This is a genomic window from Cylindrospermum sp. FACHB-282 (assembly GCF_014697195.1).
In the GTDB taxonomy this organism is placed as follows: domain Bacteria; phylum Cyanobacteriota; class Cyanobacteriia; order Cyanobacteriales; family Nostocaceae; genus Cylindrospermum.
The window spans coordinates 114,313-140,600 of sequence record NZ_JACJRJ010000011.1; the positions used below are offsets into that span (position 1 = coordinate 114,313).

The 26,288-nt window shown below is 42.9% G+C and carries 26 protein-coding genes; 22 read left to right on the forward strand and 4 right to left on the reverse strand.

Annotated features, from left to right (window positions below; genetic code table 11):
* Positions 1–21 precede the first annotated feature (21 nt).
* On the reverse strand, positions 22–1,623 hold the full coding sequence (gene metG / locus H6G32_RS08300; RefSeq protein ID WP_190456992.1) for a methionine--tRNA ligase: 1,602 nt from the start codon (positions 1,621–1,623) through the stop codon (positions 22–24).
* A 369-nt stretch (positions 1,624–1,992) separates the two neighbouring features.
* Between metG and H6G32_RS08305 the strand changes: the two genes are divergently transcribed.
* From H6G32_RS08305 to H6G32_RS08400, 20 genes are all read left to right on the forward strand, one after another.
* A complete protein-coding gene (locus tag H6G32_RS08305) occupies positions 1,993–2,718 on the forward strand; it encodes a lysophospholipid acyltransferase family protein (protein ID WP_190456994.1) in 726 nt (241 codons plus the stop codon).
* Positions 2,719–2,973: 255 nt separating this feature from the next.
* A complete protein-coding gene (locus tag H6G32_RS08310; protein WP_190456996.1) occupies positions 2,974–3,795 on the forward strand; it encodes an alpha/beta fold hydrolase in 822 nt (273 codons plus the stop codon).
* A 276-nt stretch (positions 3,796–4,071) separates the two neighbouring features.
* On the forward strand, positions 4,072–4,713 hold the full coding sequence (locus H6G32_RS08315; RefSeq protein WP_190456997.1) for a hypothetical protein: 642 nt from the start codon (positions 4,072–4,074) through the stop codon (positions 4,711–4,713).
* Positions 4,714–4,728: 15 nt separating this feature from the next.
* Positions 4,729–5,400, forward strand: coding sequence for a hypothetical protein (locus H6G32_RS08320; protein WP_190456999.1), 672 nt, complete (start codon positions 4,729–4,731; stop codon positions 5,398–5,400).
* Between the two features lie 118 nt (positions 5,401–5,518).
* Entirely contained in the window at positions 5,519–5,785 is a 267-nt protein-coding gene (locus tag H6G32_RS08325) for a ribbon-helix-helix domain-containing protein (RefSeq protein ID WP_190457001.1), read from the forward strand.
* Positions 5,782–6,081, forward strand: coding sequence for a type II toxin-antitoxin system RelE/ParE family toxin (locus tag H6G32_RS08330; RefSeq protein ID WP_190457003.1), 300 nt, complete (start codon positions 5,782–5,784; stop codon positions 6,079–6,081). Before H6G32_RS08325 ends, H6G32_RS08330 begins: the two co-directional genes overlap by 4 nt.
* A 123-nt stretch (positions 6,082–6,204) precedes the next feature.
* Positions 6,205–7,341, forward strand: a complete 1,137-nt coding sequence (locus H6G32_RS08335) for a hypothetical protein (RefSeq protein WP_190457005.1) — start codon at positions 6,205–6,207, stop codon at positions 7,339–7,341.
* Between the two features lie 136 nt (positions 7,342–7,477).
* The gene (locus H6G32_RS08340; RefSeq protein WP_190457007.1) at positions 7,478–8,950 is read left to right on the forward strand and encodes a leucyl aminopeptidase; all 1,473 of its coding nucleotides are present in this window, start codon (positions 7,478–7,480) and stop codon (positions 8,948–8,950) included.
* Between the two features lie 280 nt (positions 8,951–9,230).
* Entirely contained in the window at positions 9,231–10,256 is a 1,026-nt protein-coding gene (plsX, locus tag H6G32_RS08345) for a phosphate acyltransferase PlsX (protein ID WP_190457009.1), read from the forward strand.
* A 227-nt stretch (positions 10,257–10,483) separates the two neighbouring features.
* Positions 10,484–11,476, forward strand: a complete 993-nt coding sequence (locus H6G32_RS08350; RefSeq protein WP_190457011.1) for a beta-ketoacyl-ACP synthase III — start codon at positions 10,484–10,486, stop codon at positions 11,474–11,476.
* A gap of 93 nt (positions 11,477–11,569) precedes the next feature.
* Positions 11,570–12,451 carry an ACP S-malonyltransferase gene (gene fabD / locus H6G32_RS08355; protein WP_190457014.1) on the forward strand — a complete coding sequence of 294 codons (882 nt, stop codon included), beginning with the start codon at positions 11,570–11,572 and terminating at the stop codon, positions 12,449–12,451.
* Between the two features lie 814 nt (positions 12,452–13,265).
* On the forward strand, positions 13,266–13,979 hold the full coding sequence (locus H6G32_RS08360) for a PspA/IM30 family protein (RefSeq protein WP_190457016.1): 714 nt from the start codon (positions 13,266–13,268) through the stop codon (positions 13,977–13,979).
* Positions 13,980–13,990: 11 nt separating this feature from the next.
* Complete coding sequence (locus H6G32_RS08365) at positions 13,991–14,869, forward strand: phosphate ABC transporter substrate-binding protein (RefSeq protein WP_190457018.1); 879 nt, start codon at positions 13,991–13,993, stop codon at positions 14,867–14,869.
* Between the two features lie 135 nt (positions 14,870–15,004).
* Positions 15,005–15,646, forward strand: coding sequence for a lysophospholipid acyltransferase family protein (locus H6G32_RS08370; RefSeq protein WP_190457020.1), 642 nt, complete (start codon positions 15,005–15,007; stop codon positions 15,644–15,646).
* A gap of 130 nt (positions 15,647–15,776) precedes the next feature.
* Positions 15,777–16,814 carry an AI-2E family transporter gene (locus tag H6G32_RS08375; RefSeq protein WP_190457022.1) on the forward strand — a complete coding sequence of 346 codons (1,038 nt, stop codon included), beginning with the start codon at positions 15,777–15,779 and terminating at the stop codon, positions 16,812–16,814.
* Between the two features lie 403 nt (positions 16,815–17,217).
* On the forward strand, positions 17,218–17,514 hold the full coding sequence (locus H6G32_RS08380; protein WP_190457024.1) for a DUF2288 domain-containing protein: 297 nt from the start codon (positions 17,218–17,220) through the stop codon (positions 17,512–17,514).
* 69 nt (positions 17,515–17,583) lie between these two features.
* Positions 17,584–20,028: an endonuclease MutS2 gene (locus H6G32_RS08385; protein WP_190457026.1), complete on the forward strand. Its 2,445-nt coding sequence runs from the start codon at positions 17,584–17,586 to the stop codon at positions 20,026–20,028.
* A gap of 591 nt (positions 20,029–20,619) precedes the next feature.
* Positions 20,620–21,231, forward strand: a complete 612-nt coding sequence (locus tag H6G32_RS08390) for a DUF3038 domain-containing protein (RefSeq protein WP_190457028.1) — start codon at positions 20,620–20,622, stop codon at positions 21,229–21,231.
* Positions 21,232–21,313: 82 nt separating this feature from the next.
* Positions 21,314–22,927, forward strand: a complete 1,614-nt coding sequence (locus H6G32_RS08395) for a DUF4335 domain-containing protein (protein WP_190457030.1) — start codon at positions 21,314–21,316, stop codon at positions 22,925–22,927.
* Between the two features lie 185 nt (positions 22,928–23,112).
* Positions 23,113–23,397 (forward strand): YiaA/YiaB family inner membrane protein, encoded by a 285-nt coding sequence (locus H6G32_RS08400; RefSeq protein WP_190457033.1) that lies wholly within the window; start codon positions 23,113–23,115, stop codon positions 23,395–23,397.
* Positions 23,398–23,568: 171 nt separating this feature from the next.
* Here the strand turns inward: H6G32_RS08400 and H6G32_RS08405 are convergent, their stop codons facing one another.
* The 3 genes from H6G32_RS08405 to H6G32_RS08415 are packed head-to-tail and all read right to left on the reverse strand — an operon-like array spanning position 23,569 to position 24,659.
* Positions 23,569–24,030, reverse strand: coding sequence for a ferredoxin (locus tag H6G32_RS08405; protein ID WP_190457035.1), 462 nt, complete (start codon positions 24,028–24,030; stop codon positions 23,569–23,571).
* On the reverse strand, positions 24,030–24,416 hold the full coding sequence (locus H6G32_RS08410) for a DUF1257 domain-containing protein (protein ID WP_015211059.1): 387 nt from the start codon (positions 24,414–24,416) through the stop codon (positions 24,030–24,032). The genes H6G32_RS08405 and H6G32_RS08410 overlap by 1 nt, the downstream gene beginning before the upstream one ends.
* Before the next feature lie 33 nt (positions 24,417–24,449).
* The gene (locus H6G32_RS08415; RefSeq protein ID WP_190457037.1) at positions 24,450–24,659 is read right to left on the reverse strand and encodes a DUF2997 domain-containing protein; all 210 of its coding nucleotides are present in this window, start codon (positions 24,657–24,659) and stop codon (positions 24,450–24,452) included.
* A 782-nt stretch (positions 24,660–25,441) separates the two neighbouring features.
* Between H6G32_RS08415 and H6G32_RS08420 the strand changes: the two genes are divergently transcribed.
* Entirely contained in the window at positions 25,442–25,699 is a 258-nt protein-coding gene (locus H6G32_RS08420) for a DUF5674 family protein (protein ID WP_375539790.1), read from the forward strand.
* Positions 25,700–25,773: 74 nt separating this feature from the next.
* Positions 25,774–26,136: a hypothetical protein gene (locus H6G32_RS08425; RefSeq protein ID WP_190457040.1), complete on the forward strand. Its 363-nt coding sequence runs from the start codon at positions 25,774–25,776 to the stop codon at positions 26,134–26,136.
* Positions 26,137–26,288: the final 152 nt, after the last annotated feature.

Sequence of the window (26,288 nt, forward strand, 5' to 3'; positions counted from 1 at the left end):
AAGAATCAAAAATTGAAAGAACTAATCGTTTTTCAGGGTTTCTATGCGTTTAAAAACTGGTTGAGGTGTGCCCAACTGTTGTTTATGGGATAGTAAGCCCCAGGTTGCATGAGTGGCAAAAGGTGCAGCAATTGAACTTTCTTTTTGATTGTTAAAGTTTATGCCAAAGCCCAGTTGTTGATAGATATCGCTACTGATATTTGGAATAATGGGGGAAAACAGATAAGCTGCTAGTCTAACCGATTCTAGAACTGTATACAGTACCGCTTCCACTTCTTGCTGCAATTCTTGTTTATATAATGTCCAAGGGGCTTGTTCATCAATAAACTTATTACTGGCTTGTACCAGCGCAAGAATAGCTTCGCAAGCTTGATTGAAAGCTAACGCTTCATAAGCTTGTTTCACCTGTTCCCCCAGAGGTAAACCAATCCTTTTTAAAGGATTTTCAGCCAGAATCGCTTCATTTGCGATTGATGGCATATTACCAGCACAGTATTTCTTCACCATGTTCAAGGTGCGATTTAACAAATTACCTAAATCATTTGCCAAATCTGCATTTAGAACATTAATGAACCTAACTTCATTAAAATCGCCATCCTTGCCAAATTCGATTTCCTTAAGGAAGTAATAACGAACGGCATCGCTGCCATAACGCTGGATTAACGCTACAGGATCGAGGGTATTACCTAGGGTTTTGCCCATTTTTTGACCGTCTTTAGTCAAAAAACCATGTCCAAATACTCGCTCTGGCAAGGGTAGATTAGCTGACATCAGCATTGCTGGCCAATAAACTGCATGGAAGCGCAGAATATCTTTACCAATCAAGTGCAGGTTAATCGGCCACCATGTCTTTAAGGCATTTGCTAAAGTCGGTTCTGCATCTGGTTCTAGCAATGCGGTGACATAACCTAGCAACGCATCAAACCAGACATAAAGGGTATGTTTTGAGTTAACTGGTACGGGAAAACCCCAATCTAGATTTACCCGCGAAATCGAAAAGTCTTGTAAACCTTGACTCACAAAACTGAGGACTTCATTTCGCCGACTTGCTGGCTGGATAAAATCCGGTCTAGATTGATAAAATTCTTCCAGTTTGGTTTGATACTTGGATAAGCGAAAGAAATAGTTCTGCTCGTCTCGCCACTCGACTTCTTTGATAGTATGTATAGGGCAGCGATTTCCTGGTAGCAGTTCCCGTTCATCTTTAAATTCTTCGCAAGATACGCAGTACCAGCCCTGTTGTTGTCCTTGGTAGATATCGCCACTTTCCCATACTCGCTGGAAGAATTCCTTGACGATCGCTTCATGATCAGAGGCCGTAGTCCGACTAAAGCGATCGTATTGAATGTCTAATAATTCCCACAAGCCAAGGAAGCTAGGCACAATTTCATCACAAAACTCTTGTGGCGCTTTCCCTAAACTCGCTGCTGCCCGTTGAATTTTCTGTCCATGCTCATCTGTACCTGTAATTAGTAGTACTCGATGGCCTAACATCCTTTGAAACCGCGCCACTACATCTGCTGCCATCGTTGTATAAGCACTGCCAATGTGGGGGATATCATTGACATAATAAAGCGGTGTTGTTAGCGCAAATGTTTTTTCAGTTTTATCCACTAGATTCATGCAGAATAAATAACAGCTTATTAAAACGTTTTCTATCGAAGTTATCTCAGCAAAACCACGTAATTATATCCCATTACTACTATTTTTTCACACAACTCCTTAATATTAGCAAATTTCCTAATTTTATAATGTGTATAAATCTAGCTAATTTATCCCCAAAATAGAAAAATTAGCTTTTAATAATTTTGGTAAAAACCTTTTATTGCCTTTTATTGTAACGAAAAATACATAATTCTGAACTCAGAAAATATAGCAATCTGTGTGGTTGAGGCATTTCTACCTGAAGATAGTCATGATTGTAGTAAAGAAATGTAAAAATTAAGTCAAGATTAACTCCGACATTTTTTGAAAAAATATTATTGATTAGGCATGACTCTCAATAGCCCTCTGAAAATTTCTCGTTACTTCCTGTCGTCACTCTCAACGCAAATGTTTCGCTATTATGAAGATCGAATTCCCCGTGATGCTAGCGTTTTGGTAGTCAGCAATCACCGCAGCTTTATGGATGCACTGGTTTTAATGGCGGCTTTATCGAGTCCGATTCGCTTTGCTTGCCATCACTATATGGGAAAGGTTCCAGTCATGCGGGAGATTGTTACCGAACAATTGGGGTGCTTTCCCTTAGAGGAAACCCAAAGCCGCCAGCATAGCTTTTTTGTGCAGTCACAGATGCTGTTGCAGTCTCAGCAGATGGTGGGGGTTTTTCCAGAAGGAACCCAACCAATGGTGAAGTTTACCCGGCCGGACATGGTGGGTGGATTTCAGCGGGGATTTGCTCATTTGGCATTGCGCGCCGCTGTACGGGATTTGGTAATTTTACCAATTGCGATCGCCTCCCTAGAGGAAGTAAACACCTCTGGTTTCCCTTTGCGCCTATTTAGTTTGTTTGATCCTTCTGAACCTTTATTTAATCAACCTGGTTTGCATCCCTTGGTTATCTATCGTCGGGTGGCGGTGTTAATCGGTCGCCCTTATTGGATTACACCCCAACTTCAGCAAAAATATCAAGGGAAACAAGCTAGAAGTGTGGTGACAGAACTCACAACACACTGTCACGACGAAATTGCTCAATTACTGCGCCAAGGCTGTTATTAACCTATCCATAAATTAACTCAAAAATTACTTTTGAGTTTTTAATCAAATTAATTAAAATAGGTTTGTCTCCGGATATTTAATAGAGATTCTATTATATACTTTCTAGTATTCCAAAAGAAAAAATACAAGATCCCCGACTTCTTCAAGAAGTCGGGGATCTGAGCCTCTCGGACAGACGAGCCACACAAGACTTAAAAGTATAAAATCTTTATAGGGTGAATTAGATAAAACCAAAAACTTGAAATTAGATTTTATATGCCTGAAGTTCAACTTAAGCCATGTTTCCTGACTCCTCAACGAGTTCAACCAGACTATCCGCTGTTTGTCTATTTGCCAGGAATGGATGGAACTGGTCAATTATTGCGATCGCAAACCGCTGGATTAGAAACTGGCTTTGATGTCCGCTGTTTAGCGATCCCCCGACAAGACCTCAACACCTGGGATGTCCTATCTAAAAGCGTATTAGACTTGATCCACGCCGAATTAGAAAAAAGCTCCCAGAGACCTGTTTACCTATGCGGTGAGTCCTTTGGGGGTTGTTTGGCGATGAAAGTTAGTACCCAAGCACCCCACTTATTTAAACGAATTATTCTAATTAACCCAGCTTCTAGCTTTCAACTCCGCCCTTGGTATAATTGGGCATCCCAACTAACTGATTTTGTGCCAGCTTATTTTTATGATATCGGCGCACTGGGGTTATTACCATTTCTCGCCTCTTTGGTGCGGATGTGTCGCACCGTTCGCCATGAACTATTAAAAACTATGCGTTCTGTGCCGCCAGAAACCATCAACTGGCGGTTATCTTTATTGCGGGATTTTCAGGTAGATGAGGAGCAGTTAGGTAGCCTGACTCAACAAGTTTTATTAATTGCCGGTGGTAGCGATCGCCTTTTACCTTCTGAGATGGAAGTGAGACGGTTAGTTGAGATTTTACCCAATTCTAAAATGGTGGTATTACCTGATAGTGGACACGCTTGTTTGTTAGAGGAAGAGACTAACCTCTATGAAATTCTCAAGAGTCAAAATTTTTTAGAAAGTATTGCGCCGAAAGTTCAAGAATTAGAGGTGAGGGGTTAGAAGAAAAATTGCCCTCAGGCTGGAAGTTTGGAGATTTTAGATCAAAAGCCTGCTTTTGCAGGCTATTCTTTATAAAATTGATTTCGATAAGCTAGCATGAGTCGTTACTAGTTTCGCAAACAGGATCTCTGATTTAGCAGCATAAGTTTATTTTTTCTTGATCGTCTACAGTAATCTAATTATGGTAAATATACGGTAACTAACTATACTATGTAATGTTAGAATGCTTGTATTATGTAGTGCCCCTAAGTAGAATTTTATTAAATTGCGGTATCTATGGCTCCAATACCACCAGATAAATTTATAGAAGAATTAGACTACTATATTGATCTTGATCGAAAGGGCCAATACGAGTTTTTCTTTAACGGGTGTAGAGAGTTACTCGAAAAAGTAAGAAAGCACGGGTTAACTACAAAAGGGGAAATTGTGGAAAATTTCCTTAGAGATACTCTTTTAAACCTAAGAGAAAATCCCTATATGCCCCCAAACATGGAAACTTTTCGTAATACTTTATTAAGGATTTTGGCAATAGATAGGCCACTTTTAAAGAAAGCAAAAATGGCATCTGATGCAGAATCGCTTCTTCGAGAGACGATTAAGTTACATGGTAGTGAGCTATTGAATTTTGCAAAAAATAATTATACAAAGAGTGGTAGAGGAACTGTGCTTTTCCGCTTTACACTTATCGATTTGGAATTTAAGCGTGAAGATGGAATATATTTTAATAAAAATGAGATAATTGGTAAGCCCGAAGATATTTTTGGCAATGTTCCAGATGAAATTATGAGGATTATGCGCTCTCTGATAGAAGGCTATGATCCAAACTACGAATTTATATGCTGTATAACTGTCTCATTTCCAAATAAAAAAAATGAACTGCGGTTCGCGAAGTGGGATATTAGAAATAAGTTATTCTAAATTAATGCATCTATTATGAAACAAGAAAAAAAAGCTAGTAATAATATTGGACAATCGCTGATCGAGTCTCTAGGCATATCTCAATTAAGTGATATTACGACTGAACTTAGTGATATTGCTTTAGATGCTTTATTCAATCAAAATGAAGGATTTGTTAAGGAAATACCGATTTTTGGATGGGTTATAAAAACCTACGGTGCAGTGGTCAATGTGCGTGATCGTATGTTCTTGAAAAAAGTTGCAGATTTTCTCTATGGTACACGAAGCCTTTCTGAAAAGGAAAGGGAGAAATTCAAAGATAAAATCAGCACTGATCCCGAATTATCCAAAAAAGTTGGTGAGTCTTTACTACTTTTACTGGATAGGCATGAAGACTTTGAGAAGTCTTTAATACTTGGAAAGATATTTGCAGGATACATGAAAGGTTCTATTGATTACGTAACTTTTTCAAAGCTAGCTAACGTAATAGACCGAGCATTTATTAGTGACCTGAATAATCTAGAAAACTATTACTCAAAATTAAGCGATTATGATCCTTCATCTGGTAAGCCCTTCTCAAGTTTCCTGGACGATGCAACGTGTCAGTCACTCTATGCTGTTGGATTGGTTCGTACTGAAACCGTTTTTGAAGACATCTATCATCCAAACCAAATTGGCAACCTCCTTGTACAACTGCTAAAGACATAATGAGCGATCGCCTATAATATTACGATCGCATAATCGGCATAGACTAGAATACGCTTGAGGATGACAGTCAGTTGTTGCACTTAAAATAGTATCTATACCCACTACATCCAAGTTTCCTATGAGCATCAGTCTCACACCTAACCAAGAACGCTTTATTCAAACAAAGCTCCAAGCTGGGAAATACCACTCTGTAGAGGAAGTTCTAGAAATCGCCCTACAGTTGCTGGATGAGTATGATCGTGCTGAGACTGAATGGGTCAGGGATGTAAGAGAAAAAATTGATGCGGCGATCGCAGTTTCAGAACAGACAGCGCCGATTGACGGTGAGATTTTTGTCAATCAAATTTTAGAGCGATTTGAGCAACAACGACAGACAGAACAATGAATCGTTACGTTATTAATATTCTTGCTAGTCGTGACCTCAACGAAATTGCGGAATACTTCTCACAAAGCAACCTGGAAGCAGGTGAGCGATTTTTTCAGGAATTTAATCGCAAATGTCAACAACTTATCTCTTTTCCTAGCAGTGGTAAAAGCTACGCGGGAATCCGTGCTGACTTGCGAGGATTACCACTTGAAGGCTATGTCATTTTTTATAGAGTGTTGGATGATGGAATTGAAGTTCTACGGGTAGTGAGTGGTCGTCGTCACCTTCCATCTCTTTTTGATGAATCTACATAAAATATTTGGTAGTGTCCCAGATTAGTCCGATGGATTGAAACGTTTATCCTCTCTGGCAGATGTCAAACTCCTGACTGTTTCGCTACAACCAAAAGACAGAGGCTTTCAGGTCAGTTTTGAACAATGGCAGACAAACCCCAAGCAGAAAAAGGGGTGAATACATCAGATAATTCACCCCAAAAGCATACTCCATCGCCTTTAGAGTCTTTTGCTAATACAGTAGCCATCGTGGGAGAAGCAATTGCCCAAACTGGTAAATTTTTTGTTGATGCAGCTGTGGGGGTGGGGGTTGAAGCGGCTAAACAAACACATAAATTAATTGAGCAAACAACTCACACCACAGGAGAGGTAGTCAACAACCTGGGCGAAAATTGGCTAATCCACAAATTATCTGGTGCATTAAATCTAAATTGGCTAATTCAGCCTGCTGAAAATGTTGATTTAGAAAAAGCAGCAGCGGCGGTGAAAACCCTTAAACAACAGTATCCCCAGGAATCACCCAGCCAAATTGCTCACCGAATCATGGTGGAGAAAGCAACGAAAGCAGGCGGAATTGGGTTGGCAACGAGTATTTTACCAGGAGCAGCGGTAGCGTTGTTGGCGATTGATTTAGTAGCAACGACAGAATTACAGTCAGAAATGCTTTATCAGATTGCTGCTGACTATGGACTAGATTTAAAAGATCCTAGCCGTAAGGGGGAAATTTTAGCGATTTTTGGTTTAGGCTTAGGCGGTGGTCGTCTGCTGAAAGCGGCAGGATTGGGTTTGTTGAGAAATATGCCTTTTGCTGGTGCGGCGATCGCAGCTAGTTCAAATGCAACGATGATCTATTCATTGGGATATGCTGCTTGTCGATTTTATGAAGCCAAGCTAGATGCAGCAACTTCCCTGACGAACGAAGAGACATTGGCAACTTTAAAAGCAGAGAGTGAAAAATATCTGGAAATGGCGATCGCCCAACAAGCAATTATGGATCAAATCTTAGTTCACATGATCCTCGCCAGTCATCCAGAAAAGTCCTGGGAAGAAATTCTACCAGAGTTGCAATCTATCAACCTGAGTTCTACCTCATTGGCAGTAATAGCCCAAAACATTAAATCACCCCAGCCTTTAGATACACTACTCGATCAGCTTAATCGTGATTTTGCCATACCCCTGTTAGCTCAGTGTAAAAAAATTGCCCAATTTGACCATCAAACTACACCAGTTGAGAAAGAAATAATTACCAAAATAGCTAGCAAATTAGTCATTAGTCATTAGTCATTAGTCATTAGGAAGAGGTCAGGAAAAATTGTCCCCCTTCCCTTCCCTTGTTCTCCTTGCTGCTGCTTGCCCATAAAAAAAGAATTTTGAGCAATACTGGTACAAGAAGGTTGGTTTACAGAACATAACAAAAATGACGATTCGACTTAGTGATACGCCTTTATTAGAGTGGGCGGGTAATACTTTAGCAGTTGGCTTATTTGAAGATGCAGTAGAGTTAACAGGCGATTTAGCGGCTTTGGATCAGAAGTTCGCCGGAATTTTAAAAGAACTGATTGCTGAAGAGGAATTTACAGCTAAAGCCAACAGCACCATTTTTACGCGGGTGGGTGCGGTCAACCAAGTTAAGAAAGTGATTTTGGTCGGTTTGGGAAAACCAGAAGCGCTGAAACTAGAAACCTTACGCCGCGTCGCTGCTGCGGTTGCAAAGGTTGCCAAAAAGCAAAAAACCAAAACCTTGGGAATTAGTTTACCAGTATGGAATAACGATCCAGCAGCTACAGCCCAAGCGATCGCCGAAGGTGCACAACTAGCTCTTTATCAAGATAATCGCTTTAAGTCAGAACCTGAAGATAAAGGGCCACAAATCGAAACCATAGATTTACTAGGATTAAGCGGACAAGAAGCAGCCGTCACCCGCGCCAATCAGATTGTTTCTGGGGTAAATTTGGCCCGGCAACTAGTAGCGGCCCCAGCGAATGCGGTAACACCAATTACCTTGGCAGAAACAGCCCAAGCGATCGCCACCGAACATGGTTTACAAGTAGAAATTTTAGAACGGGAAGACTGCGAAAAATTAGGCATGGGTGCTTTTTTGGGAGTCGCCCAAGCATCTGATTTACCCCCGAAATTTATTCACCTGACCTACAAACCAGAAACTACAGCCAAGCGGAAATTAGCAATTATTGGTAAAGGTCTGACCTTTGACTCCGGTGGACTTAACATTAAAGGTGCCGGTAGCGGCATCGAAACCATGAAAATAGACATGGGTGGTGCAGCTGCGACCTTGGGTGCAGCCAAAGCCATTGGTCAGATCAAACCAGATGTCGAAGTTCACTTTATTTCCGCAGCCACTGAAAACATGATTAGCGGTCACGCTATGCACCCAGGGGACATCCTCACAGCGTCTAACGGCAAAACAATTGAAGTCAACAACACCGACGCAGAAGGGCGTTTAACCCTCGCTGATGCCTTAGTGTATGCCGATAAATTGGGACTAGATGCGATCGTTGATTTAGCCACCCTCACTGGTGCTTGCGTCGTTGCCTTGGGTAACGATATTGCTGGTTTATTTACCCCCGATGATGCTGTAGCTTCCCAGCTAGAAAAAGCCGCTGAAACTGCCGGAGAAAAGATTTGGCGGCTACCAATGGAAGACAAATATTTTGAAGGGCTAAAGTCTGGCATTGCCGACATGAAAAACACAGGGCCCCGTCCCGGTGGTTCCATTACCGCTGCCCTGTTCCTTAAGCAATTCGTCAAGGAAACCCCTTGGGCCCACTTAGACATTGCTGGCCCAGTTTGGGAAGATAAAGAAAATGGCTACAACGGTCCGGGTGCAACAGGCTTCGGGGTACGAACACTCGTTAACTGGGTGCTGAGTTAATTTACTTATCCAGCCGAGAATTAAACCCCAACAGACCGCCCTACGGGGCGGTTTAGATTATTTTCTACAATAACGACCCACAAGGGTAGACTGTTTGATTTGACACGGCAAATCCTTCAAAGCACAAGATTGTTGAGGAGAATATTTTTGTGCTTTGGGGCTAGCAACTAAAACCTGTAGTTGTAGTTGTGGTAACAGCCATAATTTGGGATTTAGAAAGTTACGCTATTTCGGCAAAGGCATCTGGTAAAATTTGTAAGGTTTCTTTGAGCTAGGAGCAATGGGATCTACTGGCGTACGGATCGCAATTGACGCAATGGGGGGAGATCACGCACCCGCTGAAATCGTAGCTGGCGCACTGCGGGCACGAGAAGAATTGGGTGTAAAAGTCTTGTTGGTAGGTGATCCCCAACAAATTGAAGCTGCCCTGCCGCCAAAAATCAACTTGGCACAGGTGGAGATAGTTTCTGCTGAGGAAGCGATCGCGATGGATGAAGAGCCTTTAAGCGCCGTCAGACGCAAACCCAAGGCTTCTATCAACGTAGCGATGGATTTAGTCAAGAAGCAGCAGGCAGATGCTGTATTTTCTGCCGGGCACTCTGGGGCGGCTATGGCAGCAGCTTTACTTCGCTTAGGACGATTGCCGGGAATTGACCGCCCAGCAATTGGAACAGTTTTTCCCACAATTGTCGCGGGCAAGCCTGTGCTGATACTTGACGTCGGTGCAAATGTAGACTGCCGTCCTAAGTTTTTAGAGCAATTTGCCGTCATGGGAGCGGCTTATAGTCAGTATGTCTTGGGTACGACAGAACCTAAGATAGGTTTATTGAATATCGGGGAAGAAGAATCTAAAGGCAATGATGCCGCTGTTCGTGCCCACCAACTGCTACGCGAAAATTCCCAAATTAATTTTATTGGCAATGCCGAAGGGCGTGATGTGCTTTCCGGTCACTTTGATGTGATTGTCTGTGATGGTTTTACAGGTAATGTGTTATTAAAATTTGCCGAAGCGGTTGGAGAGGTGATTCTGCAAATTTTGCGGGAAGAATTACCCCAAGGCTTGCACGGTCAAATCGGTACAGCTTTTTTAAAACCAAACCTCAAGCGGGTTAAGCAGCGGATGGATCACGCCGAACATGGTGGTGCTTTGTTATTAGGGGTTGCAGGAGTTTGTTTTATTGGTCACGGTAGTTCCCAAGCACCTTCAGTTTTTAATGCTATTCGGATGGCAAAAGAAGCTGTTGACAACGAGGTGTTACAACGAATTCAGGCTCAATATCAAATCCTACAGAGTGAAAGTGGTTAGCATTCATCCACAAGACGAGCAATCAATAGCTAAAGTGTGGTCATTGGTCAGCGGTCAATGATTAATGACCCTTCGGGTTCGCCAGTTGCTCATGGGGAGCCACTGCGTTGGACGGGTTCCCCGGCTTAAAGCACGTGGCGTGGAAACAAGACGGTTCTGCGCACTGGCTCACCAATTCCCATCACCAATGACCAAAAGCTGATATTTGATAGCTTGGGAGATTAAAAGTGCAAAATTTAGGTGTAGCAATTATCGGCAGTGGCTCGGCGCTACCAACGACTACTCTAGACAACCAGACACTGAGTGAAATAGTTGAAACCTCAGATGACTGGATCACCACGAGAACAGGAATTACTCAAAGGCAGTTAGCGTTGCCAACAGACTCCTTAAGTGGACTGGCAGCCATTGCCGGCAGTCAGGCCCTCGCTGCCGCAGGGATTAAAGCCTCCGACCTGGATCTGATTCTGCTGGCAACATCCACCCCTGATGATCTGTTTGGCAGTGCTTGTCAAGTTCAAGCTAAATTGGGAGCCACTAAAGCAGTAGCTTTTGACTTGACAGCTGCCTGTTCTGGTTTTTTGTTTGGACTGGTAACAGCGGCCCAATACATTAGAACAGGCGTTTACCAAAATGTACTTTTGATAGGTGCGGATATCCTCTCTCGTTGGGTAGATTGGCAAGATAGGCGCACTTGTGTATTGTTCGGCGATGGTGCTGGGGCAGTAGTATTACAGGCAAATAAGAGCGATCGCCTACTGGGATTTTCACTGAAAAGCGACGGCACTCAAAACCACTATCTCAACCTGAACTACAATGCCTCTGCCCAAGAATTGATTCCTGGCATTAATGTTGCCAAAGGAACTTACCAACCCATTACCATGAATGGCAAAGATGTCTACCGTTTTGCTGTGCAACGAGTGCCAGAAGTCATCGACAAAGCCTTGTTTCAAGCTAACCTCAGTGTTGACCAAATAGATTGGCTACTATTACATCAAGCCAATCAGCGGATTCTCAATGCCGTGGCCCAACGTCTCAATATTCCAGACCATAAAATTATCAGTAACGTTGCCTATTACGGCAATACCTCTGCCGCCTCGATTCCCTTAGCTTTAGATGAAGTCGTGCGACAAGGAAAAATTAAACCCAATGACATCATTGCTACATCCGGCTTCGGTGCTGGGCTATCTTGGGGTGCAGCAATTTTTCAATGGGGAAGATAGGAATTGGGTAATCGGTAATCGGTAATAGAAATAAACCAATCACCAATTACAATTACCAATTACCAATTAGCAATTAGCAATTACCAATTACCAATGACTAAAACTGCATGGGTGTTTCCTGGACAAGGTTCCCAAATCCTGGGAATGGGAATGGACTTATTAGATATACCATCTGCTAAAGAAAAATTTGCCGAAGCTGAGTCCATCTTGGGCTGGTCTGTCACAGAAATCTGTCAAAGCAATGCTGAAAATTTATCACGCACCCTCTATACCCAGCCAAGTCTTTATGTGGTAGAAAGCATTCTCGCTGATCTGTTTCAGGAACGAGGCTGCCAACCAGATTTAGTTGCCGGTCACAGTTTGGGTGAATACATCGCCCTTTACGTCGCCGGGGTCTTTGAATGGTCTACTGGGTTACACTTGGTCAAGCGTCGGGCTGAACTCATGGATAATGCCGCAGGTGGGATGATGGCGGCTTTAATGAACTTTGACCGTGAACAGTTGTTCATGGCTATTGCCCAAAACCCGGATGTCGTGCTAGCAAATGACAACAGTCCCGCTCAAGTGGTAATTTCTGGGACTCCAGACGGTGTACACGCGGTGATGACCCAAGTTAAGACTAAGCGGGCAATTCCTTTAAAAACTTCGGGTGCATTTCACTCACCCTTAATGGCAGGTGCGGCGGCAGAATTCCAAGAAGTTCTCGAATCTGTAATATTTCAGCCAGCTACTGTACCTGTTTTATCTAATGTTGATCCAGTTCCCTCAGTTGATGCCGAAATCTTAAAACAGCGCCTTAGTAATCAAATGACGGGTTCAGTTCGCTGGCGAGAAATTTCTCTCCAATTACCAGCAAATGGGATTGCGCGAGTAGTGGAAATTGGCCCTGGTAACGTGCTAACTGGCTTGATTAAGCGCACTAGCCCCGGCTTAATATTAGAAAATATTCGTAATGCAGCTGAGTTACCTGCTTAGTCCAAATTAATCCAAAACTTGCCGCTTAATCGAAATCGGTTCTATAAGCGTGGCTATCGGGAAAGATATGCCACGACCTGGTTTTTTGAGATTTTGTTGGCGCTGGAAAACTATTAGAACTTACGCATTGACAAACAATGGTGAATATGTTCATCGATTTTATTTATTGAAACTCCTATAAATTGTGCGTTAGGGAACGCACACTACGTGTAGGATGCGTAAAGAGACGCATCGAAAAAGCTTGAAAAGAGGGTAAATTTGTACAGTGCGTAAGTCCTAACTATATGAATGCAGGTCGAATATTTATTGGTTAAGAATTTTGGTGTGGATTTCCCAAGGGTATTGGTAGGAGTTGCGGCATAACAAAGAGCGATCGCACTAATTGTATTCTGCGATAAAAACCCAGAAATCAGCAGCGAAGAAATTGCCCAATGGGGCAAAGATATTTATACAATCATTAATTTGAACAAAAAGAATCAGCTTTAATGCTGACTATGGGCTTGGCGGTACGTTGGTTAGGACTACACAGTAGTCGCAATGTGATTACCAATAAATGATTAATGCCAGGTTAAGGTTAATACTCAAAATGATTAAGATATCTCGGAATTTCACAAAATAAACAGCTTCATTTATGACTGGCATATAATTTTAAGATTGCTAAAATGTGAAAGCTAGAAAAACCTTGGTTTTTCATATATTTTTTCTGCTCATTTGCTACCAAATATTAAGCCAAAGTTGACATTAAATTGGTATAAGTGTTTGTATAAAAGTAAAAATGTAAGCAAAACCATCTTTACTAAAAAAAGCCTGGCATATGAAAAAAGCTATCTACTTGATCATGGGTGAAAGGGTGGGGCGAACCATAGTTGGTACATGGAATTGGCTATGGGGAATGCCTGTCGAGTCTGGAGGCAAAGTGGCTGTAGCAGTTGCTGAAGAATCTCTACAGTCGATGCAATTAGCAGTGCAAAAGTTAGCTCAAGCAGTCGCAGCTCAAGAAGGTGCTTACAAAACTGCCAAGAGCAAGTACCAGGCAAAAGTTAAAGAATTACAAACCTACGAGCAACAAGCGATGGTTGCTCAACGTGGTGGTAATGAAGAAGCGGCGCGGATGGCGATGTCAAGGGCAATTCAGACAGAGCAAATTTTGCCAAGGCTGGAGGAAATGGTTAAACAGGCTGAGGCGTCAGTGAAAGCTTCTAAAGATAAGCTGAACCGAGAGCGCATGAAGCTAGAAGCCTACAAGGCTGATATGCAGAATATGAAAGATATGTCAGAGGTGAACGAAGCCCTAGCCATGATCGCCAAAGTCAATAATGAATTTGATATTGGTTCGGCTAAAAGTGACTTTGAAAAAGCTAAAGGTGCGGTTGAACGCCGGAATTTACGCACAGAGGCTTTAGCCGAATTGTCAGAAAACCCAGTGGAAAAACTCCAGGCAGAAATCGAAAATATGACATTAGACGACGAAGTTGCTCGTCGTTTGCAGCGGTTAGAAGATTCCAGCCGTAAACAACTACCAGAATAAAGTAAATAAATATGAGTCAGAAAAGCGGCCCGCCTCCCATTGTTTTTATCCTTCTCTTTCTAGCGCTTTTGGGTGGTGGTTATTGGTGGTTTTTTATGCGATCGCCAGCAACCTCCCCAGGCAACGCCAACTCTGCTATTAATCCGGCTTTCCCACTGCCAACTTCAGTAGCCAGCGGTACTACAGTGAAGATTGATGGTTCTACTAGCATGGTGACAATTAACCAAAATCTCAAAAGAGGTTTTGAGGGAAAGTTTCCAGGTACAAAAGTGCAAGCAGTTGGCAACGGAAGTAACAAGGGGATTGATGATCTCTTGGCAGGTAGAGTTAATATTGCCGCAGTATCTCGACCTCTGACTGCACAAGAACAGGGCCAGGGATTGACAGCAGTTACTGTGACTACAGATGCGATCGCCCTGATCATTGGTAAAACAAATCCTTTCAGTCAAGGATTAACTAGCGCTCAAGTAGGAGATATCTTTCAGGGAAAAATTAATAATTGGTCAGCGGTGGGTGGCTCACCAGCAACTATCCGGGTGATTAATCGACCCGTAATTAGTGGCACTCATCAAACTTTTAAGGAATTGGTGCTGAAGGGGGCTAATTTTGGGACTCAGCCAAACTTTACCACTCTGCCACGAGATGCCACAACTCCCCTAATCCAAGCTTTGGGAACCGATGGCATAGGCTATGCTACCTTTTCTCAGGCCGCCAATCAGCAAACGGCGCGAGTCGTGGCCATTGATGGATTAACCCCAGATGCAGGTAATTATCCCTATCAGCGCCAGCTGTATTACGTCTATAAAAACCCTGCTAGCCCTGCAGTTCAAGCATTTCTCGGCTATGTAACTTCCCCTCAAGGACAGCAAGCCGTGGCATTAGGAAATTAATACCAATGGGTTAATCAACGGCGCAATTGCCTATCGAAAGACGCCAAACTCCGCTTTTCCTCAAGCTTTCTGTCGTTTGACGAAAAGTGGTGGCGATCGCTTATGCTAAATTCAGTCTGATTTAAATTATCTTCAGTGGGTAGAAGTCGCGAACCGTTTATCAGTCTGGCACTTTACCACGCCTTTAAGTGGTCAATAGTCAGCCCCATCCTACACGCTTACTTTCGAGTTCAAATTAACGGTGCTGAAAATGTCCCCCACACCGGGCCTTTAGTGGTAGTCAGCAATCATGCTAGTTACTTTGACCCGCTGATTGTTTCTAATTGTGTGCGTCGTCCTGTGGCCTACATGGCTAAAGAAGAGTTGTTTCGTGTCCCGGTTTTGGCACAAGCGATTAAATTGTATGGTGCTTATCCGGTGAGTCGGGGAACGGCTGATCGCACTGCCATCCGTTCGGCTCTAGAATGTCTCGATAACGGCTGGGCTGTCGGTGTTTTTTTAGAAGGGACTCGTACCCCAGATGGTCGAATTACCGACCCCAAAAAAGGCGCAGCACTACTAGCAGCAAAAGCAAAAGTCCCTCTCTTGCCTGTGTGTTTATCGGGTACTGAGAAGATTTTACAATCAGGTTCGGCAATTCCCCGTGCAGTTCCCATCACTGTCAGGATTGGCAACTTGATTGATGCTCCCAGTTCTACTAATAAGCAAGAATTGGAAGCATTGACACAAAAGTGTGCAGCAGTGATTAATGAAATGCATGATTTAGGCGCTAACTAAAATATGCATTAGGGTAGTGGCGATCGCATATCAAGGTTCGGTAACTTTAAAGTCAATGTTCCACAATAATTATCCCCATGGCAACAGATATGGCCAATCCAATATTTAAAATCCCAAATCTAAAATTGGTATGAGTGGCTCTGAAGCCAAGAACTTTTGGCAGCGGTTGAATAATTTGGCGTTAGTCCGCTTTTTGCTTTTAGTTGCTTCTGGTTGGGCAGTTGTTCAGCTTTTAGCTTATTTTGAAGCAGTTATAGTTATTTTCACATTCGCCGCAATTTTGGCTTTTTTACTCAGCTACCCAGTAGACTGGCTGGGGCGTTTTTTGCCCCACGGTGCAGCTGTTATTGTAGTTTTCTTACTCAGCATTGTGATTCTGGGCGGGCTGATTATTACCGTAGGTTTAACAGTTTTATCCCAAGGACAACAATTAATTGATAGTATTAGTGGATTTTTAAACTCTTTAGTACCTTTAATAGAGCGACTAGAAGTATTTCTTAAAAGCCGGAATTTGCAAATAGATTTAAGCCTCATTGAAACACAACTACGGGAACAAGCTGTATCAACTATTGTGACAAGTTTGGCTATCTTACAAGGATTTTTAACTAATTTTATTACTTTTATCTTAATCGCAGTTGTTGCTTTTTTTATGTTAATAGATGGGGAGAAACTATGGAATTTTATAATTAAAATAGTGCCAGAGTCACGACGTAGTAGATTTACTAATGTCATCAGACGCAGCTTTTTAGGTTTTCTGCGGGGTCAGTTATTATTAACCTTGTTTCTGTCAACTTCAACTTTTATAGTTTTCTTATTATTAAAAGTACCATTTGCCTTATTGTTGTCAGTGCTAATCGGCATACTAGACATAATTCCTGGCATAGGAGCTACCTTAGGAGTTAGCACAATTACTTTAATTGTTTTATCTCAAAATGTTTGGTTAGCATTAAGGGTTTTGGTAGCTTGTATTATCCTCCAACAAATTCAAGACAACTTGATTGCGCCACGAATTATGCAAGGTGCTCTAAATCTAAATCCTGTGGTGGTATTTTTTGCTTTGTTGGTAGGGGCTAGAGTTGCAGGGCTATTAGGTATTTTTATCTCGATTCCCGTTGCTGGAGTTATTGTATCTTTATTTGAAATTGATGAAATGAAATCAGAGGTATAGGTAATAGGTAATAGGTAATAGGTAATAGGTAATAGGTAATAGGTAATAGGTAATAGGTAATAGGTAATAGGTAATAGGTAATAGGTAATAGGTAATTGGTGAGCCAGTGCGCAGAACCGTCTTGTTTCCACGCCACGTGCTTTAAGCCGGGGAACCCGTCCAACGCAGTGGCTCCCCATGAGCAACTGGCGAACCCGAAGGGTAATTGGTAATTGGGAGCAAGATTCTCAGATTAAAGGATGAACATGATGGATGTGAGGAATATAAAAATTAATCCTGAAGTCCTTAAATCCTGGTCAAGATTAATCCTGCACATCCTTTCATCCTTAAATCCTGATTGGTTTTGAGCTAGAAAGTGGGTGATAAGGTAAAATCAGGCTTACAAGGGTAAAAATGAGGAATTATGGCGGATTTAAGAGCGGAATTAACAGAAAATCTAGATGAGGCAGAGTGGGAGTGGTTAATTCCCCATGTACAGCGTGATGCGGTGATTTTGGTGGCATTAGAGCTAGACTTGCTAGATGTGGGGGTGGCGATCGCTAGCGATAACATTCCCTCGGTGCAACAGTGGATTGAACAGCAATTGATTAGCAAACCCACAGTAGATCAAGTGGGAGAATGGAATTGCAATCGCACCAAGCGGTTTACTACCCTGATTGTCCAACCCTACGTTCTGGTAAAAGAACTAATTACTACCTAAGTTAGATTTGAGCATGTTTCACAGTACAGCTAGAATTGCTACTATAATTTCAGATTCGACGTTGAAGCCTTGATCCAATCTGAAACCTTAGAACTACTAGAATGGCCTCGCCTCTGCCAGCACCTTTCCACATTTGCGGCGACTAAATTGGGGGCTATAGCCGCACGACAATTAAAAATACCTGAATCTCAGGCAGAAAGCGAACAGTTGTTAGCACAAACAAAAGAAGTCTATCAACTGGAATCTCGCCTGACTCCAGGACTTTGCTTTGAGGGAATTCAAGATATCGGTGATTCCCTAGAACGGGCAGAACGCAGCGGAATTTTAACAGGGGATGAACTGTTAGCGATCGCCACTACCCTTGCCGGTGCGAGAAATTTGCGGCGTGTGATTGACAATCAGGAAGATTTACCAATCCTGAAGGAATTAGTTGCCGATTTGCGGACTTATCCGGAACTAGAGCAAGAAATTCACCGCTGTATCGATGAACGCGCCCAGGTAACTGATCGCGCTAGCCAAAAACTAGGAGAAATTCGCGTTGACTTACGGCGATTACGCAGCCAAATTACCCAAAAGCTGCAAAATATTATCCAGGCAAAATCAGGGGCGGTTCAGGAACAGCTGATTACCCAACGAGGCGATCGCTTTGTGATCCCCGTCAAAGCACCCCAAAAAGACGCAATTCCCGGCATTGTCCACGATACCTCTACCAGTGGGGCGACGCTGTATGTGGAACCTCATAGCGTTGTGCCCATAGGGAACCAACTGCGGCAGGTAATTAGAAAAGAACAAACGGAAGAAGAAGCGATTCGCCGCGCTTTGACAGAACAAGTAGCAGCAGTTAAACCCGATTTAGAAAGGTTGTTAGCGATCGCTACTACCTTGGATTTAGCGACGGCCAAATCCCGTTATAGCTTCTGGATTGGCGCCAATCCCCCCCGATTTATTCAGCGCCAAGACAACGAAATCATTAACTTGCGGCATCTGCGTCATCCTTTATTAGTGTGGCAACAACAGCACGAACAAGGACAGCCAGTGGTGCCGGTAGATTTGTTCATCAGTCCCCAAATTCGGGTAGTGACGATTACCGGGCCCAATACTGGAGGAAAAACTGTAACTCTAAAAACCTTGGGATTAGCTGCCTTAATGGCTAAGGTGGGTTTATTTGTCCCCGCCCGTGAACCAGTAGAGATACCTTGGTTTGACAAGGTACTGGCAGATATTGGCGATGAACAATCCCTACAGCAGAGTTTATCAACATTTTCTGGTCACATCCGCCGCATTAGTCGGATTTTAGAAGCATTGGGGGATGATACATCGGTAGTCGCTAATGGGGAAGACTCTGAACAATTACCCATTACCCATTACCCATTACCCATTACCAAATCCCTGGTATTACTTGATGAAGTCGGCGCAGGTACTGATCCGGTAGAGGGTAGTGCATTAGCGATCGCCTTATTGCAATATCTGGCAAATCATGCCCAGCTAACCATCGCTACTACCCACTTTGGCGAACTGAAAGCGCTGAAATATGAAAATGAGCGGTTTGAAAACGCTTCTGTGGAATTTGATGAAAGCACTTTATCGCCCACTTATCGCTTGCTGTGGGGAATTCCTGGACGTTCTAACGCCTTAACAATTGCCCTGCGCTTGGGGTTAAAACCAGAAGTGATCGAACAGGCAAAAACCCAAGTGGGAGAGGCAACTGATGAAGTTAATTTGGTGATTGCGGGGTTAGAAGCACAACGCCGCCGCCAAGAAACTAAAGCTGCCCAAGCCCAAGATTTGTTACGACAAGCGGAAATTTTATATAAAGAAGTATCCGCCAAAGCCGCAGATTTGCAGGAACGGGAAAAAGCGCTACGGCTTTCCCAAGAAGTAGCAGTACAACAAGCGATCGCCAGTGCTAAAAGTGAAATCGCCCAAGTAATTCGCCGCTTACAGCAAGGAAAACCCACCGCCCAAGATGCCCAGCAAGCAACCAACGCTTTAAATCAAATTGCCCAAAAGTCTCAACCGACACCGCCACCCAAAGCAAAAATTGGGTTTATGCCCAAAGTAGGCGATCGCCTCCGCATTCCTAAATTGGGACAAACAGCAGAAGTATTAACCGCCCCCGATGAAGATGGGGAATTAACTGTCCGCTTTGGAATCATGAAAATGACGGTGCAACTAGCAGATGTAGAATCTCTAGATGGGCAAAAAGCCGAACCTGTCGTTAAACACAAACCAGCCCCAGCAGTAGTAACTCCACCACCGCCACCAGCCCCAGCCATTCGCACCTCTCAAAATACCATCGATTTGCGCGGAAACCGGGTGGCTGATGCTGAATATATGTTAGATAAAGCCATTTCGGAAGCTGTCGGCCCCGTATGGATTATTCATGGGCATGGTACTGGTAAACTGCGCCAAGGTGTTCACGCCTTTTTGCAACAGCACCCCAGAGTTAATCACTACGAACCAGCAGAACGAGCAGATGGCGGCAGTGGCGTCACCATCGCCTATGTTGAATAAAGCGGAAATAAATGTGACTACTGAAGGCTGTTGATTGTTAATTACTAATTACTAATTACCTAACTATGATGAGCAATTAGTAATTATGAAACTTACGCAAATGCTGTTTTGTCATAGTAATACCAATTTGAGAAATGATGGCGACAGTTGGCTCTCACAAAAGCGATGACTACTGGTGCAATTCCGTAATATGTGAGACATTTCTGCACGTTGCTTCCCCAAAATCTAAAATCTAAAATGGTATAAGGAAAACCCAGTGTAGTGAAACAACTCAAAGATTCTACCCTTGGGTAAAGCTACTTTCAAAATGACAGATTTACCTGGAAATGCGGAGCTTTTCAATTAGCAATTAACACTCTATTCTAGGTCTATTTATACCTTCGTACTTAGCTAGAGATTAATACTAGCGAGAACATCATAGGAACGGTGAAATTTCTTCTTTGTGGAACATAAATTTTCATCTAGAGTAAAACAAAGACAGCTGCTGCTTATTAAACTGATTCACAACAAGCTCAAGGAACCCAACCTAACAGCTTGAGAGTCTGGTTTCAAAATGGGTAACAGCAACAGCCTCTATCAGCCTGATCACCTATGCTAAAAGTTATGCACCCGGTTGCCAATTCAGCCACGCCAAATTCCCAGTGGGAGGACTTGAATAAGCTTCCAGCCCCAAACTCAGTTCAATGGGACAATATCAAAACCCAATTAGACTTGGTGCTGTTGGCGCTAGAAACTTTAACTGGCATTGGTTCTGAGGCTATGCTCTCAGCAGCAACTAATCTGAATTTAGAGTCAAAAGTGCCAGATCGCGTAGCTTTATGGCGACTGCGCCAGTCAAACCCCTTACGCAAAGGTCAGGGAGGGCGAAAAAAACTAGATGTAGAAGAAGCGCGATCGCTAGTTCTCATCACCTGCTACCTTGCCAAACAGCACCAGGAATTGATTCGCCGTGCTGTTGGTCTATTAGAACAAATGGCGGATAATAACCGGGAACCTCATCAGACTGCTTTACTTGGAGACTATATTGATGCTTTCTGCAATACCTACCAAGAGCGGATGGAAGAGGACGAAAAAATCTCGACTGATTTACTTAGTCACCTAGCATTAAAGCTGCTGGTAGATTTACTTTTTTATAGTGCTCCTGGTGGACACCGCCGTCTGTGGCTAGCACTAATAGACCGTTCCACAAAATTTGAGATTTGAGATTTGAGATTTAAGATTTCTCATCCAAAATCCTTTCATCCAAAATCCAAAATTCCAAATCGTCTCCATCGCAATTCCCGTCATGCCACGATTAAATTCTGTTATCCGTCGCTATACGCCCCCCACTTGCACACTAGAAGTATCGGCGCAAAGCTCACCTTTATCCCGTTGGATGGGGAAAACTGTCCTCAAACAGCTAAGTTTCGAGTTGCGCTTTGATGATCCGCGACTACCAGAAGAACACAGGGTTACAATTCGGGGCGATCGCGACCAACTTGAAGCTTTGTGTGATGCGGTAACAAACTACGTACAGGAATTACTCCAACAGTCTCCGGAAAACTTTTGGGTTAGCTTCTCTGGACTCCAAGAGTCAAGCGCAGCGTCTGATGAGTCAAAATTACCAGAAGATTTTTCCCCTACTTCACTGTCGGCTAAGAGATTAGAGTTAGTTCCCGAACAAATGCCAGGGGCATATATCCACTTAGAACCGAGCAATTATTTTACTCATAACCTCTTTCTCGGTTCTCTCTCTTCGAGACGCCAAGGGAACACCAACCAGACATCTATCCCTGCTATTCAACTTACCCTGCTGCAACTATTTGATTTAGCTACGGCTTTAGATGAATACTCAACTGACGTGATGACACTACCAACTGTCAACAGCCCTAGTTACAGTCAGCGTTTACCTGCTTGGGCACCTGTCGCCGCAGTGTTGGTATTATCTGTGGGTTTAACACCATTAACCTGGCAATATGCTAGTCATATCAGGCAAAAGCAGCAGCAAATAGCCAAAACAGCAGCGCCAGCGCCAAAAATTGCCTCACAACCTTTAACCGAAAACAGCTTCCCTGCGCCTCAACCTGGAATCACCCCCCCAGATAATTTGCGATCGCTGCCACTTCTAGGCGCTACTCCGCCACTTCCTACTTCCAGTTTGCCCCAAGCACCCCTATCATTCCCCAATTCCACCTTTCCCGCCACTGCCAAAACAGTCCCTAGGGATTCACTGAATATACCTCAGACACAAAATCCCACCAATCCGCAGTTTGCAGTACCCCCTACAAGAACAAATTCGCAAGTTGCCTTTCAACAAAATTCCCAACAGAAACCCACAGGATTAAATCCCCAAAGAGAAACTGCTCTCCCTAGGGGGCAGAATTTACCGAATAGCAAAGCCAAAATCTCTCCCCAGATATCCACACTCCCTGCTTCCATTGCCACCATACCCAATAACCCTGGTAATATCCCCATCCCAGCCTACTCTCCACTAGATCCACAACAGCTAGAGAGAGAAATAAATTCCCCCCCAACTACTGCCTCTGTGACGGGTGACGAAAATCCATTAGTTGAAAAATTGAGAGCAGGAAGTAAAAAGCCTATATCCACAGAAGTAGCCACCAACAGCACATTGTTTGACACAATTCAAGTTGCCGAAGCTAGAGAATACTTGAAACAGCGTTGGCAACCACCTGCTGGATTATCGCAAACACTAGAGTATAGTTTGATGCTGGGTGTTGATGGCTCAGTTGAACGAATTTTGCCTTTGAATCAGGCAGCAAGACAATATGTTGACAGCGCCGGCATACCTGACATTGGTAAACCCTTCGTTTCTAACAATAAATACGGGCAAAATGTCAGAATTCGAGTTGTTCTTAGTCCTGATGGCAAAGTACAGACATTTTCAGAGTCCCAATAGTTAAATACATTCTTTTGAGTCCACTTGCAAAACTGGTACACAGTCTGTACCAGTATTTGCTTGATTTAATTGCTTTTAAGCTAGTCTTTGTGAGTCCAGTTGCCAAAGTGGAAATATTACCATTGCCATTGAGTGTACCAATCAATACAATCAGATTTAAATCATTCAGGGTAAAGGTTGGGAATATGCAAACAATTGGGCCACAAAAAGACAGTGCAGCTTGGATTATTCAAACGTGGGCAGCTTTTATCTTATCTGTTTCTATGACTACTTTCGGCATTGTTAACTTGCCTGTAGATAACTGGATAAAAGGCTTTATGGGTATGGGTTTATCTTTCTCTGTTGGCTCAACCTTTACTTTGGCAAAAACCACTAGAGACTTGCACGAAGCTAGAAGATTAACCAGTAGAATCGACGAAGCGAAAGTAGAGAAGTTACTTTCACAGCACGATCCTCTAAGTCTCAAATAAAGGCATTTAGCAGCTAACAGATTGATCGCCTGCGCCTAATTAGTTAAAACTAATTAGGGATTTATAGTTCAAAAAAGTTAAGCTTGGAGCTAGAATTATTGGGCTGTTTATCCACGCTATATTGACGCATAATAACAAGCAAAAGGGCTGATTTTACTAGCCCTTTTGCGTTCAATAACGGGATTTTTTGTTTTTTAACTTTTGTTTTTTACGTCGTCGCTCGGTAGAAGCTACTGCATGATCTACCGGATAACCAACCACAGGAATTACCTGATATTGGCGCTCTTGTTCTAAGTTTTTGAGTTCGGTGTAATTAAGCCAGTGGATGCAATCAACAGGACAAGTGTCAATTGCTTCTTGAATTACCTCTTGATCATCTCCATCTTGGCGAATTACACGCGATCGCCCATAATCTGGTTCAATATAAAAGGTGTTACGGGCCACATGGGCGCAGTGCTTACAGCCAATACAGGTAATTTCATCAACATAAACACCCTTTTGTCGCTGCACACCGCCCAATTCCGGCTCAAAACCTGAACGTTCTGGCGCATCTCTTAAAAAACCGCCCAACTCTGGTTCTAAACCGGAACGATTGTCTTCTTGTTCTTCCGATGACGGCAGAAAATCGGACATTAAGCACTCCAACGTTGTACTACTAGGCGAATTGAACCATCTTCCTGTTGCTTCTGTTCGGCGACTTGAAAGCCAACGCGAGCGGTTTCTTTCACCACTGTTTGGTAAGCATAGCGCTGAGTTACCTGGCGCAAAAATCCATCTACAGACAGGTTTTGCTGCCAATATTGCAGATCAGCCACTAGTTCATATTCTTTTCCATTCCATCTAAAGCCGATGTCGTAGCCATTTTCCTGCTCAATAGTAACTTCAGCAGGATGAGTTTGGCCACGATAGCCGCGTACTTCGCGTGTTCCCGGTTTCCAGTCTACGCCCAATTCGGTGAGCGCATCTTTTAAGGAGTCAAGGTTACGGATTTGAGTTTTGATTTGGCTAAAGTGTGACATGGTGGTTTTGGATCAATAAAGTATTGTGAAAACTTACCAATCGCTGTAAGTGCTTTGCGTATTCGCCAAGCCAGATTGCTGCACCTCGGTGGCGAAGAATTCTGAAGTTGGTTCATGACTCAGTACCAGTCCTAGCTGTGCCTCGATTGCTGCTGTAACTTCAGCGCAAGAAGTCCCCACAATGCCGGTAACTGTCTCTTGTACCCGACCATCTGGATAAATTATGAATTCTAATGTCTCCATGCTCTTGGCCAACCCCGATAGTACGCTTGAACTACACTGCCCTAACAGCAGGCTAAGAATATAGCCCTCGGAACATTTTTACTTAGATACAAACTTGCCATTTGTTAACTAATGTTCCATCTCTCAAAATATATATCTCAGAATCTTTACAAAACTTATTATTTTTATTAGCTGGCACTTCTATCTTTAGTTAGTTTCTCTTAACCTAATCGATTAGTCAAGCCGAAACCGATTTGAGGCACTCACTTGTAAAAACTCTTAAAAATCAGGCTTACTGGTAGCAGAGTGAGGAGGCAAATATAAAAAAATCCTAAAGATTATTGAAAATATTTATCATTATCGAAGTTGTAAAACCCCAGACCCTTATGAGGCAAGAATGTCATCATCAACTATTGCCTCTGGTGCTGATTCCCAATTAAATGCGATCTTGTCTACATGATCGCACTTCACACCACATTAAGCGTCAGCATAGACCATCGTAGCGATCGCGCTTACTCCCAGTTATAGCTAAACTAGCAATACAAGTAGAGCAACGTAAATAATTAAAGGTTTGTAGTCAGGGCTTCAGCCCTCTCTATCTTCTGGGGTTGACACTACGCGTTGGTTTCCAGCACCTTGATTACTATCCACAGCTTTGGGCACCAAATTATGAGAGCGTTGCAGCTTGTAGCTAGAGTTGACCCCAAACAGGTGAATTTTACAGTGGTGAAGGAAATAAGGGAAAATAACAATTGTATTGGTTATTTCTATGATACTAGCGATATGGAAAATGAGGTAAAAATTTGATACTTATTATCAAGGAGCGTGCGACTCTCAAACAAGTTGAGGAAATGCTGCAAACTTTGGAAGTTTATATCAAAATAGCAGTAGATGTAGAAAAAGGGATTCTTGCAGGAGGTGGACAGCAACACGCTGAGTGCGAAGCAGCATTATTGAAAGATGGTAGCAAGCAGAAAGACATTTGGGGTGCAGACTGGATACCATTTACACAAAAAATGGCTTACGAGTCAATTATTAATATTCGCCAAGCGTCAAAATAATCGCTCGATGATAATTCAAGACCCTGCAATACGAGAACGTGTGACGCAAATTACTGAAAGATTAATAGGTGGTTATGAACCAGAATTTAGATGAAAAACAAGCACACTTTCAACGCGACAACAATATACCAAATCGTTTAGGACATATAGCTGCTAATTTAGCGCGTATTAGGTCATTTTCTCATATTGCTTATAAAGAAGCAGTGACTAGTATAATTTCAGAAACCAAGTGGTTTATCGAGTGGACAGCAGCAGAAATAGAACCTCTTCAAGCTGAAGAATTGGTGAATATTCAAGTTCAACTGGCGATGTGGGAATTAAGTTGGGATGACATTTGGGTGGATGAAAAAGTGCGTACTGAAGTTGCAGAACAATCTGGTGTTTGGTCTGAGCGAGTATTGGATATGTCGGGCTTGCTTTCTGAATCCATAGCATAGTAAACTATGCGCACTTTATCCTCAGGTCAGTGTGCGCTTTTAGCTTAAACGAAAAGAAGCCCCACACTCACTCTTAGGAGTGTGGGATGAATTTTTGGGCGACGACGAATTGACCCCCAACTAATTCAAACCATAGGTTTGACAGGACGGGG

Coding starts and splice junctions, on each gene's coding strand:
- metG (WP_190456992.1), bottom strand. CDS start 1,623: ATGAATCTAGTGGATAAAACTGAAAAAACATTTGCGCTAACAACACCG.
- H6G32_RS08305 (WP_190456994.1), top strand. CDS start 1,993: ATGACTCTCAATAGCCCTCTGAAAATTTCTCGTTACTTCCTGTCGTCA.
- H6G32_RS08310 (WP_190456996.1), top strand. CDS start 2,974: ATGCCTGAAGTTCAACTTAAGCCATGTTTCCTGACTCCTCAACGAGTT.
- H6G32_RS08315 (WP_190456997.1), top strand. CDS start 4,072: ATGGCTCCAATACCACCAGATAAATTTATAGAAGAATTAGACTACTAT.
- H6G32_RS08320 (WP_190456999.1), top strand. CDS start 4,729: ATGAAACAAGAAAAAAAAGCTAGTAATAATATTGGACAATCGCTGATC.
- H6G32_RS08325 (WP_190457001.1), top strand. CDS start 5,519: ATGAGCATCAGTCTCACACCTAACCAAGAACGCTTTATTCAAACAAAG.
- H6G32_RS08330 (WP_190457003.1), top strand. CDS start 5,782: ATGAATCGTTACGTTATTAATATTCTTGCTAGTCGTGACCTCAACGAA.
- H6G32_RS08335 (WP_190457005.1), top strand. CDS start 6,205: ATGGCAGACAAACCCCAAGCAGAAAAAGGGGTGAATACATCAGATAAT.
- H6G32_RS08340 (WP_190457007.1), top strand. CDS start 7,478: ATGACGATTCGACTTAGTGATACGCCTTTATTAGAGTGGGCGGGTAAT.
- plsX (WP_190457009.1), top strand. CDS start 9,231: ATGGGATCTACTGGCGTACGGATCGCAATTGACGCAATGGGGGGAGAT.
- fabD (WP_190457014.1), top strand. CDS start 11,570: ATGACTAAAACTGCATGGGTGTTTCCTGGACAAGGTTCCCAAATCCTG.
- H6G32_RS08360 (WP_190457016.1), top strand. CDS start 13,266: ATGAAAAAAGCTATCTACTTGATCATGGGTGAAAGGGTGGGGCGAACC.
- H6G32_RS08365 (WP_190457018.1), top strand. CDS start 13,991: ATGAGTCAGAAAAGCGGCCCGCCTCCCATTGTTTTTATCCTTCTCTTT.
- H6G32_RS08375 (WP_190457022.1), top strand. CDS start 15,777: ATGAGTGGCTCTGAAGCCAAGAACTTTTGGCAGCGGTTGAATAATTTG.
- H6G32_RS08380 (WP_190457024.1), top strand. CDS start 17,218: ATGGCGGATTTAAGAGCGGAATTAACAGAAAATCTAGATGAGGCAGAG.
- H6G32_RS08390 (WP_190457028.1), top strand. CDS start 20,620: ATGCTAAAAGTTATGCACCCGGTTGCCAATTCAGCCACGCCAAATTCC.
- H6G32_RS08395 (WP_190457030.1), top strand. CDS start 21,314: ATGCCACGATTAAATTCTGTTATCCGTCGCTATACGCCCCCCACTTGC.
- H6G32_RS08400 (WP_190457033.1), top strand. CDS start 23,113: ATGCAAACAATTGGGCCACAAAAAGACAGTGCAGCTTGGATTATTCAA.
- H6G32_RS08405 (WP_190457035.1), bottom strand. CDS start 24,030: ATGTCCGATTTTCTGCCGTCATCGGAAGAACAAGAAGACAATCGTTCC.
- H6G32_RS08410 (WP_015211059.1), bottom strand. CDS start 24,416: ATGTCACACTTTAGCCAAATCAAAACTCAAATCCGTAACCTTGACTCC.
- H6G32_RS08415 (WP_190457037.1), bottom strand. CDS start 24,659: ATGGAGACATTAGAATTCATAATTTATCCAGATGGTCGGGTACAAGAG.
- H6G32_RS08425 (WP_190457040.1), top strand. CDS start 25,774: ATGAACCAGAATTTAGATGAAAAACAAGCACACTTTCAACGCGACAAC.